Genomic DNA, 11357 nt, shown 5'->3' on the forward strand with positions numbered 1-11357 from the left:
TACTCCTCTTAAAAGCTTTCTAGAGAATAACAACTTGCCATTCTTTTGTTTTTTTATCCAAAATAAGTTTAGCATCGCAATTCTGTTTGCTCTTTTTTTCATACTCCTCATACATGCTGTCCATATTGGCAAAATCTCCAATAATCCAAATGGGAATTTCAAGGCGAAATCTGTTTTGAATGATATTTTGTATGGAGATAACCATTCCTTCTTTCATAAAATCCTTTAGAGCCATTATTGTTTGTTTTGGAAGTGGTGTATATACTCTTTTTTTCTTGATTCCAAACAATACTTTTTCCATTTTTAAATGAGATAATTTACTTGTTACCACATCACAAATCAAACTATAAAATGTTTCCAGATTTTTATAATATGTTTTATTAAACCAGCCATCTTCATGCGCCAAGTAAGCATACTTATTGTTTAGCTGCTGATAAAAAGGCACTCTCAAATGATCTTTTATATGACCAAGATATAGAAGCTCTGCGATTGTTTGACCTTCCAACAAATCAAGAGCTTCTGTCTCTTCAAAGTCAATCCATGAAAAATCACCATAATCTTCAACATCTTGTCTGCTAAGTTTCTCTAATTTCTGCTTCGGAACATAATCAAGCATAGTATGGGGATGGAATTCTCCATCTTCAAATTGATGTTTTAATAATAAAATGGAGGAAATAGTATCCTTTAGAAAATGATAAAATTCCTTAAACTCTATTCCATATGAAATGACAAACCGTTCCTTTTCATGTAAATGAACATATATTAAATCGCGCATATCAGCATTGCCTGTTTTCATCATTTACCCCCAACCCTTATGGCAAAAAGATTAATATATTCCTTGTTAATACCTTCTATTGATAAAAAAATCCTGCTTACCTAACAAATATTTTTCAATTATCTATTATATTTATCTATAACTAGAAAAAATTTTAATAAAGCGAATTTTAATCACCAAGGGTTTTTCCCTCGCCCTGATTGTTAGTTAAACCGACCGGGCTTTTATGGAAAAGTTTCTGCCCATCTAACTTTCTCCTGCCCTCTCCTAATATTGAGGTGAAGTTTTGCTGCCGGTTAAACACAGGATTAAAACACTTTATTTATTCACCTTTTCCCATTAACCAATTTGATTACTGTAACCATTCCAGCTCATATATAAAAGATAAAATCATTATCTTTTTCTCTCATCTTAGTTTATCAAAGTTAAAGAAAAATATCTTATTAAATGTTTATTGCAAAATAATTTTTTTAGTAAAGGAAATGCAAAAAAGCAGAATTGATTGTTGTTTTGAACCAATCAATTCTGCTGGTGCCTGCAAAACACTTTAATTTTCATCATTCCTTTCCATTTACTCCACATTAGCGTAAAGCAACATCCCCACTGACTGTATGCTTATCTTATATTTGATCGTTTCAGCAGTCGTTTAATGCTAGTATTTGATTCTTTTAAAATAATCTCTTTATCTAATGTTTTCATTATTTTATTCTCCATCACAATTTTCCCATCAATTATAGTAGTTTCTACATCTGCCCGTGTAGCAGAATAGACAATTCGTGAAATTGGATCTACATCATAGGAAGGGTACGTATGAAAATTATGAAGGTTTAAGATGGCCAAATCTGCTCTTTTCCCTATCTCGATGCTGCCTATTTCCTTCTCCATTCCCACAGCCTTTGCTCCCCCAATAGTAGCCATGCGGAATACAGTTTTTGCATCCATGGCAGTTGGCCCATGTATAGGTTTTTGAATAAGGGCCGCCAGCCTCATTTCATTAAACATATCCAAATTATTATTACATGGTGCCCCATCTGCCCCTAAGCTCACAGATGCATGATTACAAACTAGATAAGGCGTATCAGCAATTCCTGATGCAAGTTTTAGATTAGAACCTGGGCAATGGCTGACATGCACTCCTTTTTCTTTAATAATTCGCTTTTCTTCCTCATCCAGCCAAATGCAATGCGCCAAGATTAACCGATCGTTTGCCAAACCTAAATGGTCCAAATAAACCACATTGCGCATCCCCGTTTCTTCCTGCACTATTTGGATTTCCCCTTGATTTTCTGATGCATGAGTATGAACTTTAACATGATAGTGGTCTGATAAACTTTTCACCTCTTTTAATAATTCCTCTGTACAAGAAACAACAAACCGAGGGGAAAAAGCATACTGTATCCTGCCATGATCAAATCCATTCCATTTCTCCAATAATTCGACACTTTTGCTAATAGACTCTGCAGTTTTTTCTTGAAGCGGAAGAGGAACTTCATCTCCCTTATCCATCATCACTTTTCCTGAAAGAGCACGTATCCCGCTTTCTGCAATTGCTCGAAAAGCTTGCTCTGTATGATGGACAGTTTCCATATCTACAATGGTTGTTGTTCCACTTTCAATCAATTCTCCAATGCCAAGCATAGCAGAATAATAAATCGATTCTTCATCATGGGCAGCTTCTAGAGGCCATATTCGATTACGCAGCCAATCCATCAATTCCAAATCGTCTCCTTTTCCTCGAAATAATGTTTGGCACAAATGAATATGCGTCTGAACAAATCCTGGGATAATGGTGCGATTAGTGCCATCAATAATTTTATCTGCAGCATGTGCATTTAAATTTGTTCCAATTTGCTTAATTTTATTATTTTCAATCAGCAGATCACCAATGAATATTTCTTCCTTTTTATTCATTGTGATTATTTGAATATTTTTTATCAATATAGTCGTCATAGAAATTCCTCCTTTAATTCTTAGTTAGCCCTTTTAATGCCAATAAAAAAGCTACAAAAAATGCGCAAAATTATTGCACATTTTTCGTAGCCAGAAATTTACGGTTTCTAAGTAGAGACCCTTAAACCAATTTTTAAGGATATACGAATAATATATGAAAGCTTATATCCTCATTGTAAATAATAAAAATTTTTTCGCAATTAAATTGTCAGAAAATATAACAAACTTTTTATGCTAAAATTTCTTCTTTACATAATAATTCATAAATTTATCCATTTCATTCTACCGATTTATTACATATAATAATACAGGGTATACACCTATGATTTTTTCTTGGAAGGGAGCGTGAGAAGTATGATTCAAAACATGACAGACAACCAAATCACACTTCACATCATTAATGCATTAAAAGAAAATAAAAAATCGACTTTTGACTCTATCGTTGATGAATTACAGCCATACGATATTGCTCAAATATACGAAAGTCTCCCCGATGAGCATAGGACCCATTTTTTGCTCTTTTTAAATATGGACTTACTTGCAAATTTACTAGAAGAATTAAATAAAGAAGATCAATTAGAAGTCTTAAATAAACTTGGCATTGAAAAAACTGGAAAAGTCCTTGATTTAATGGATAATGATGATTTAGCATCGCTACTGAATGAATTGTCGCCTGAACGTATTAAACAGCTTCTTTCAGGAATGAAAAAAGAAGAGTCTTTAATTGTTCAAAATTTAATGAACTATCCCGATGAAACAGCGGGACGCCTCATGACGAACCGTTTTGTCTGGATTCGCGACTACTACACAATAAGAGAAGCGGTTGACAAATTGAAGTCATTCGCAGATTTCGCAGAAACGCTCAGTTATTTATATGTAGTTGATCAAAAACGAAAACTTGTAGGAGTTGTCTCCTATAGAGATTTATTAATTGCAGAACCGCAAGAGAAAATCCGCAATATTATGTATGAACGAGTTATTAGTGTATCAGTTGACCAAGATCAGGAAGATGTAGCACAAACCATTCAGAAATACGATTTTTTAGCCATTCCAGTCGTAAATGAAGAAAATGTGCTTATGGGAATTGTAACAATCGATGATATGATTGATGTTGTCATACAAGAAGCAGATGAAGATATTCAAAAGCTTTCAGCAGCTGGTAAAGCCATTGATTTTGATACAAAAGCAGTTGTTGCGGCATATAGAAGACTTCCTTGGTTAATTTTGCTTTTATTTATAGGAGTCTTGTCTGGAAGCATCATAAGCAACTATTCTGATATTTTAAGCAAAGTTGTGGCACTTTCCTTTTTTATGCCCATGATTTCTGGCATGACGGGAAATACAGGCACTCAGTCATTGGCAGTAATCGTTCGTGGACTTATCTCAAATGATATCAACAAAAAAATAGTTACACATGTAATTATAAGAGAACTTGCCGTAGGATTGATTATTGGATTAACTTGTGGAATTTTCATTACTTTAATTGCCTATTTTTGGCAAGGCGATCCAATATTAGGGCTTGTTGTCGGCAGTTCTTTATTTTTCACACTAATTATTGGTACGTTATCTGGAACTATTATTCCATTGATTTTGTATCGTTTAAAAATTGATCCGGCAGTTGCTTCTGGTCCGCTTATTACAACATTAAATGATATTTTTTCCTTATTTATCTACTTTGGAATTGCGAAAATTTTCCTTACTCATTTATTATAAAAAGAGCGACTTTCATCGATGCCAGCTTTCCAACAGGAAAGCTGGCATCGATGAAGTCACTCTTTTCTTATTTTTTGCCATTTTTTTCACCAGTTTGACTTATCCCTCTTAAGCAATTCTACAAAAAACTTTTGAAAATCTTTTGCCATTAAATAAAAACTTCTAATTTTAAGCAAGTCTTAATCTATCTGTCATAAAATAAAAAAATCGAAACAATATTGTATCCTTTATCGTCTAAGTTATATGGACTTTTTACAATAGCAATCTAATGCATTAAGGAGCTTAATAGTATGCAACGTAGTAAAGATAGTTTTTCAGATAAATTTGATTGGACATTATGCCTTCTTTTACTAATATTTTGTTTAATTAGCTGCTTTTCTATTTTTAGCGCCCAAAAAGAGGGAGCTTCTTTTTTAACATCGCAAATTTTCTGGTATGCCATCGGATCAGGAGCAGTTGCTTTATGCCTCTATTTCGATAATGAACAGTTTAGAAAAATGACTTGGTACCTTTATGGATTTGGAATATTTCTGCTTATAGGGCTTATTATCTTGCCGCAATCTGATTTCACCCCGGTTATTAATGGGGCAAAGAGCTGGTATGTCATCCCAGGTATTGGCAGCATACAACCCTCTGAATATATGAAAATATTTTATATACTCGCATTATCAAAAGTCATGTTCCGTCATAACGAGGAAACTATTTATAAAACCATAAAAACCGACTTCATTTTATTAGGCAAAATAAGTTTAGTTGCTTTTTTTCCCATCGCTTTAGTTATTAAGCAAGATTTAGGTACGACTCTTGTTCTCATCGCTATACTTGCCGGCATGATACTGGTATCAGGAATAACCTGGAAAATCATTCTCCCTATATTCGGCGGCATTGCAGCATTTGCTTCCCTTGTATTATATTTGGCGATTTTCGCCAGAGAATTTTTAAAAAAATACTTAGGCATTAAAGAATACCAATTTGCCCGCATTAATTCCTGGTTAGATCCAGAAAAAGCTGGCGATGATGGCCTACAGCTTGTCAAATCCCTACGAGCGATAGGATCAGGCCTTGTTTCAGGCAAAGGGGTTGGCAATATTGATGTATATATTCCAGAGAGACATACCGATTTCGTGTTTACTGTTATTGGGGAAGAGTATGGTTTTATCGGAAGCAGCTTAGTCATCATTCTTTATTTTCTATTAATTTACCATTTAATTCGCACTGCATTTTCAGCAACTGATGCGTACAGCATTTATATTTGTGTAGGCGTCATCAGCATGATTACTTTTCATGTATTTGAAAATGTCGGCATGACTATCCAGCTGCTTCCTATCACAGGAATACCACTGCCCTTTATCAGTTATGGCGGCAGTTCTCTTATGACGAATATGCTGGCAATGGGCCTGATTTTCAGTATACGTTATCATCATAAAAGCTATATGTTTTCTTCTAAATCATATTAATATAACGAAGGGTGAGAAAATAAACTTTCTCATCTTTTTTATTATTTGTTTTCCTTTAAAAAAACTGTTGTTTTTAAGCAGCCTTTCTTTCCTCAAACCGTTCATAAAGAAGTTGGTTGGAGCGAGATTGCCTTCTCCTTTTTTATTAACCGCAACAATTATTTATGAAAAAAGCCTATTATTTTCATCCCCTTGCTTCCTTATAGCAATATATAGCTCTTTTTTTATTATACTTTTTAATTTTTTTATAAAAGTAATCGTTTATTATACAAAATGTAGGGAATTATTATCATTGTACATGTCCTTCATTATCAATAATAACCGCCGAATATTATCAATGTTATTGTAAATAATAAAAGGTGAATTTGAATATTCTATGAAAAATAAAGAATAATCTACCATTTTTGTGTTTAATATGCTATTTTTTTAATAACACATAGCAGTTTATTTTTATAATAAAAGTTAAATTAAAATAATTATAAATAAGTATTGATTTTAATTTAAAATTTGTTATAATTATTTTATAAATTACTTGAAGGGAGTTTTTAAAAATGGGATTACAAACAAAAGTAGAATTGGAAAAAGAATTAAATGTGCAAATTGCTAACTGGAGCGTTCTTTACACAAAACTTCATCAACATCACTGGTATGTAAAAGGTCCTCTATTCTTTACATTGCATGAAAAATTTGAGGAATTGTACAATGAAGCAGGTGCAGCTGTTGATGAAATTGCTGAAAGACTATTAGCAATCGGGGGAAAACCTGTTTCTACTTTAAAAGAATACATCGAAACTTCTACTTTAACAGAAACAACAGAAAAATTAACAGCTTCTGAAATGGTTCGTTCTTTAGTAGAAGACTTCAGCCAAATTAATACACAATTAAAAGCACTTGCAGAACATGCCGATCAATTAGATGATACTATTACAAATGACCTTGCTATAGCTCTAATCGGCAGCATTGAAAAACATGTTTGGATGTTGACTGCTTACTTATCTGAATAAGCTATAAAGACCGTCTATTTTATAACTAGAGGCGGTCTTTTCTGTATGTTTTTACGCTAGTCCAACAGGAGTAAGGAAACGGAGATGCCCTGGAAGCATTTTTATATTACTTGGTGTAGTTGTATAAATTTCTCCATCCATATCCACATCTAAATTTTCTTCTGCTGTTATTTTCACTTCTTTTACCCTTTGATAAATAACTTCCTCTTGCATAATTTCATCAGAAGCAGCTTTTCTCATTGCCATGATATCTTTCGCTGCTTGAAAATTGGGATTTTTAATAATAAATACATCTAAATATCCATCCATATAATCAATAGCTTGAAAAGGAAGCAATTTCCCTCCCAGATACTTTCCATTGGCTACTAAAACCATAGCGGCTTGGGTTTCTATAACCTTTCCATCTGCTTCTATCTTTAGAAAAAAAAGATTTGCTTGCTTTAGCGTCCTAACAGCACTTAGCAAATAGCTTGCTTTGCCTAATATATTTTTTTCTTCTGGCCTTATATTATTTGAGGCTTCCGCAACTAACCCAATTCCAAAGAAGTTCAAAAAATAATCTTCATTCACTTTTCCTATATCTACAGGCACTTCTTCTCCACGCATCAGTTCCTCTATAGCCATTTCAATATTTTGTGATATATTTAATGATCTAGAAAAATCATTGCAAGTTCCTCCAGGCAAAATCGCTAGTGTTGGTCTTTTCAGAAGGCTGGATAATCCATTAATGCATTCATGGATAGTTCCATCCCCTCCTAATATAATCACTAAATCAAATTCTTCTCCAAATGTTCGGCATAATTCTTTTGCGTGTTGCGCATATGATGTTTGATATACATGTACTTCTTCTAATTCTCTTGATAATGTTCGCATAATAATGCCTATTAAAGGATGTATATCTTGATTCCCTGCATTTCCATTATATAAAAATAATCCTTTTTTATATTTCATTCCTTTCATCCTCTCTTAACCTGCTATTCTTTACCCCCTTTGTCAAAAAATCATGCAAAGATACTGGGAAAACGTAAGGTATTCGAGGCTATTCTTCCCATTTCCAACCAGTGCACTTTATAATAATTATATAAAGTATCATACTTTGGAGGTTTATAGATGAATAAACAATTTGTTGTCATTGGTCTAGGCAATTTTGGCGGAAGCCTTGTAGAAGAATTTTATGAAATGAAGGCAGAAGTAATGGCAATAGACCAATCTATCGAAAGAGTAGAAAAATATCAGGGGCTTGCTACACATTGTGTTCAACTTAAAACCTTATCGATGGAATCTTTTGCCCAACTTGGCCTTAGAAATATGGACCATGCCTTTGTTTCATTTGGAGATGATGTGGAGTCAAGCATACTCGCAACCCTTATTTTAAAAGAAATAGGAATCAATCAAGTATGGGTAAAAGCTTCGGACAATTATCATAAAAGAGTGCTAGAGAAAATAGGAGCAGACCGGGTTATTCACCCTGAAAAAGATATGGCCAAAAGAATAGCTCATCATGTTGTTTCCGAAAAAATGATTGATTATATTGAACTATCTAAAGAGCATGGAATAGTAGAAATGATTGCCTCTAAAAAAGTGCATCAAAAGACACTTTTAGAGTTAGATATACGTGCAAAATTCGGCTGTACAATTATTGGCATTCAAAGAAAAGGAGAGACCATTGTATCTCCCTCTGCAGATGAATATATACAAAAAGGCGATACATTAATAGTGATCGGTAAAAACGAAGATATCTATAAGTTTGAAGAAGAAGGACTTTAAGAAAGAGGGGAAATATTTCCCTCTTTTTTTTATCTTAAACCCATTTTTCTCATTCTCTCTCCTTTTTTTTCTTAACAGTTACTTTTTTAGTTTTTCTCGTTTATTCAAAGAATGACAGGGTAAATGGTTACTAATCTACTAGGAATATAAGGAGTGATAGTTGTATGAACAATGCAAATTTTTGGAACGGATGGGGCTATTATTTAGATAGACTCCCCGACTTTTTATTAGCAATTTTAGTATTAATCATTGGATGGATTATTGCTAAATTTATTGAAAAAGCAATTCTTAAAGGATTACAAAAAACAAATCTGGATAATAAAATTTTTAGAGAGGGCACAAAACCTAATCGAAAATACTCTTCTGAAAAAATTATAAGCAAAGTAATTTATTATATCTTGTTAGTGTTTGTATTTACACTATTTTTTAATATATTAAATTTAACAGCATTTACTGCTCCATTAGTTAATATGCTTTCCTCTCTTTTAGGAGCAATACCAAATATTCTAAAAGCTGCTATTATTTTAATATTCGCTTGGATTATTGCCTCAAGCCTAAAATTTATCATCAAAAAAGCCGGCAGTACTTTACAGGCTCACGAAAAACTTCAAAAGTGGAATGTTATAGAAGGAAAAAATCATACAAATATAGTGGACAAATTGGCGAATATTAGTTTTTACTTTGTGCTCTTATTATTTTTGCCTGCTGTATTAGGTGCTTTAAATCTTCAGGGTGTTTCAGAACCATTTACTAATATGCTTCACAATATTTTAGCATTTTTGCCTAAGTTATTAGCTGCTGCTTTAATTGTATTAGTTGGATATTTTGTCGCAAAAATCGTTCGCACCATTGTTACAAGTTTTTTGCAAAGCATCGGCATAGAAAGCTTAGTTCAGCGCATTGGTTTAAATAAGCTATTTGAAAACACTAGTTTATCTTCTATTATTGGTAATATTGTTTTTATTTTTATTATGATTCCAACTATTATATCCGCATTAGATAAGCTGGATATTCAGGGAATTTCTGATCCTGCCATTAATATGCTGAATGACATCCTAACAATGATTCCAAATATAGCCGTTGCGATTTTCTTAATTTTAATCGGCGTATGGTTAGGCAAATGGGTAAAACAAATGGTTGTTGCCTTATTAGTAAACTTAGGGTTAGATTCTTATGTAGGTAAAATGGGCATTAAAACAACATCGAATGTTTCATCTATCATAGGTTCTATTGTACAAGTATTAATCGTGTTCTTGCTTGCCGTACAAGCTCTAAACTTAATAGGTTTACAATTTTTAGTAACTCTTTCTACTGCCATTATAGCCTATTTGCCGCAAGTTATTGCAGCTATTGCTATTATTGGAGTAGGTTTATGGTTAGGCTATTTAGTTCAAAGAATTTTAGGTGGATTCTTGCAAGGGGCTCATTTCCGTTTGCTTCCTGCAATTGCTAAATATTCAATTATCACCATTTCCATCTTTATGGCACTAGATCAATTAGGCGTTGCTTCATCTATTGTCAACTCTGCCTTTATTCTAATACTTGGCGGATTAGCATTAGCTTTTGGACTTGCCTTTGGACTTGGCGGGAAAGATTTTGCTGCCAAACATTTACGCAAATTAGATACAGCAATGGAAAATACCAAAGTCAATAAAAACAATAATGAAAAAAATCTTTAAACTTAGCAAAAAGAGTTGATATGAAACCCGTTTCATAGTTTACATTTAAAAAGAAGAAGGATATGGCAGCGTTATGTATAACCAATTTATACAGCGTGATAATATATTCTTCTTCTTTTTGATGACAAATTTTATTTATCCCTATTTAATGGACATTAAAATTCCCATTTCACTTTATTAATTCATAACCATCTACCAGTTTGGACAGCGGTACAATATCTGCCTCTTGCAAAAAGACAGGAATATATTCTTTTAAGACAGTTACCACCATTGGTCCTGAAATGCCTACATGACCAATAGCAATTAACTTCTCTTGATCATCCAGTTCATTTGCTACTTTATTTGCCTGTTTGACAATATGCTGATTAGAATAAACATGATCAAAAAATAAATTATTTTCTAAATAAGGGACATGCATTTCTTCTGCTAATTTTTTGACCACACTATTGCCTGTTGTTTTGCTGTCTAAATAGAATAAATTATGCTTTAGGCATTCATCTAAAATAATGCGCATTACTCTTTCATCTTCTGTCGCTTTAGATCCCATATGATGGTTCATACCGACCGCAAATGGAATACTTTCTATTGCAGCTTTTGTTCTTTTTCTTATTTCCTTGTCACTTAAATCTGTTGTGATAGCTCCAGGTCCCAGCCAACTTTTTTTCCCTTTTTTGGGTTCCAACGGCAAATGCACAATAACTTCATGCCCTTTTTTATGTGCTCTCACTGCATCTTCCTTGCTTGTCGGCAGAAATGGCATAATGGCTGCTGTTATAGGAACCGGGAGATTCAGCATGTCTTCTGTTCCCTTCATGTTATTGCCGAAATCATCAATAACAATTGCCAATGCTTTTTTACTTTCTGTTTCTTTGGCATGGATAGCTGCATTTGCAGGAAAAGAAAAGAACAGCAGAATTACTAACATGACTTTTTTCATCATAACTTTCACCTCTTTTTATAGTATTTTCTAATCTGAATTTATTCATCCTATAAAAAGAAATGGAATAGCAAA

The 11357-nt window shown here is 33.2% G+C and carries 9 protein-coding genes and 1 riboswitch; of the genes, 5 read left to right on the plus strand and 4 right to left on the minus strand.

The window, feature by feature from the left end; genetic code table 11:
* Positions 1 to 19 precede the first annotated feature (19 nt).
* Positions 20 to 796 carry a hypothetical protein gene (locus NCCP28_RS20105; RefSeq protein WP_248563004.1) on the minus strand — a complete coding sequence of 259 codons (777 nt, stop codon included), beginning with the start codon at positions 794 to 796 and terminating at the stop codon, positions 20 to 22.
* Between the two features lie 594 nt (positions 797 to 1390).
* Positions 1391 to 2725 (minus strand): 5'-deoxyadenosine deaminase, encoded by a 1335-nt coding sequence (locus NCCP28_RS20110; RefSeq protein WP_248563005.1) that lies wholly within the window; start codon positions 2723 to 2725, stop codon positions 1391 to 1393.
* A gap of 67 nt (positions 2726 to 2792) precedes the next feature.
* Positions 2793 to 2892: riboswitch (purine riboswitch) on the minus strand.
* 187 nt (positions 2893 to 3079) lie between these two features.
* Here NCCP28_RS20110 and mgtE point away from each other — a divergent pair.
* The 3 genes from mgtE to NCCP28_RS20125 all read left to right on the plus strand — a co-directional run bounded on the left by mgtE (position 3080) and on the right by NCCP28_RS20125 (position 6899).
* Positions 3080 to 4438: a magnesium transporter gene (gene mgtE / locus NCCP28_RS20115; protein WP_248563006.1), complete on the plus strand. Its 1359-nt coding sequence runs from the start codon at positions 3080 to 3082 to the stop codon at positions 4436 to 4438.
* A 290-nt stretch (positions 4439 to 4728) separates the two neighbouring features.
* Positions 4729 to 5895: an FtsW/RodA/SpoVE family cell cycle protein gene (locus NCCP28_RS20120; protein WP_248563007.1), complete on the plus strand. Its 1167-nt coding sequence runs from the start codon at positions 4729 to 4731 to the stop codon at positions 5893 to 5895.
* 551 nt (positions 5896 to 6446) lie between these two features.
* Positions 6447 to 6899 carry a Dps family protein gene (locus NCCP28_RS20125; protein ID WP_248563008.1) on the plus strand — a complete coding sequence of 151 codons (453 nt, stop codon included), beginning with the start codon at positions 6447 to 6449 and terminating at the stop codon, positions 6897 to 6899.
* 51 nt (positions 6900 to 6950) lie between these two features.
* On the opposite strand, the gene NCCP28_RS20130 is transcribed toward NCCP28_RS20125, so the two are convergent.
* On the minus strand, positions 6951 to 7850 hold the full coding sequence (locus NCCP28_RS20130; protein WP_248563009.1) for a diacylglycerol/lipid kinase family protein: 900 nt from the start codon (positions 7848 to 7850) through the stop codon (positions 6951 to 6953).
* 159 nt (positions 7851 to 8009) lie between these two features.
* Between NCCP28_RS20130 and NCCP28_RS20135 the strand changes: the two genes are divergently transcribed.
* Positions 8010 to 8666, plus strand: coding sequence for a potassium channel family protein (locus NCCP28_RS20135; RefSeq protein ID WP_248563010.1), 657 nt, complete (start codon positions 8010 to 8012; stop codon positions 8664 to 8666).
* A gap of 164 nt (positions 8667 to 8830) precedes the next feature.
* Positions 8831 to 10345, plus strand: coding sequence for a mechanosensitive ion channel (locus tag NCCP28_RS20140; RefSeq protein ID WP_248563011.1), 1515 nt, complete (start codon positions 8831 to 8833; stop codon positions 10343 to 10345).
* Between the two features lie 169 nt (positions 10346 to 10514).
* On the opposite strand, the gene NCCP28_RS20145 is transcribed toward NCCP28_RS20140, so the two are convergent.
* Positions 10515 to 11282, minus strand: a complete 768-nt coding sequence (locus NCCP28_RS20145; protein WP_248563040.1) for a divergent polysaccharide deacetylase family protein — start codon at positions 11280 to 11282, stop codon at positions 10515 to 10517.
* Positions 11283 to 11357: the final 75 nt, after the last annotated feature.

Origin of the sequence: Niallia sp. NCCP-28 (assembly GCF_023168165.1) — a bacterium.
In the GTDB taxonomy this organism is placed as follows: Bacteria; Bacillota; Bacilli; order Bacillales; family Cytobacillaceae; genus Niallia.

Bases quoted from the DNA above. Each gene is read 5' to 3' on its own strand.
- NCCP28_RS20110 (WP_248563005.1), bottom strand. From the start codon at position 2,725: ATGACGACTATATTGATAAAAAATATTCAAATAATCACAATGAATAAA.
- NCCP28_RS20130 (WP_248563009.1), bottom strand. From the start codon at position 7,850: ATGAAATATAAAAAAGGATTATTTTTATATAATGGAAATGCAGGGAAT.
- NCCP28_RS20125 (WP_248563008.1), top strand. From the start codon at position 6,447: ATGGGATTACAAACAAAAGTAGAATTGGAAAAAGAATTAAATGTGCAA.
- NCCP28_RS20105 (WP_248563004.1), bottom strand. From the start codon at position 796: ATGAAAACAGGCAATGCTGATATGCGCGATTTAATATATGTTCATTTA.
- NCCP28_RS20135 (WP_248563010.1), top strand. From the start codon at position 8,010: ATGAATAAACAATTTGTTGTCATTGGTCTAGGCAATTTTGGCGGAAGC.
- NCCP28_RS20145 (WP_248563040.1), bottom strand. From the start codon at position 11,282: ATGAAAAAAGTCATGTTAGTAATTCTGCTGTTCTTTTCTTTTCCTGCA.
- mgtE (WP_248563006.1), top strand. From the start codon at position 3,080: ATGATTCAAAACATGACAGACAACCAAATCACACTTCACATCATTAAT.
- NCCP28_RS20140 (WP_248563011.1), top strand. From the start codon at position 8,831: ATGAACAATGCAAATTTTTGGAACGGATGGGGCTATTATTTAGATAGA.
- NCCP28_RS20120 (WP_248563007.1), top strand. From the start codon at position 4,729: ATGCAACGTAGTAAAGATAGTTTTTCAGATAAATTTGATTGGACATTA.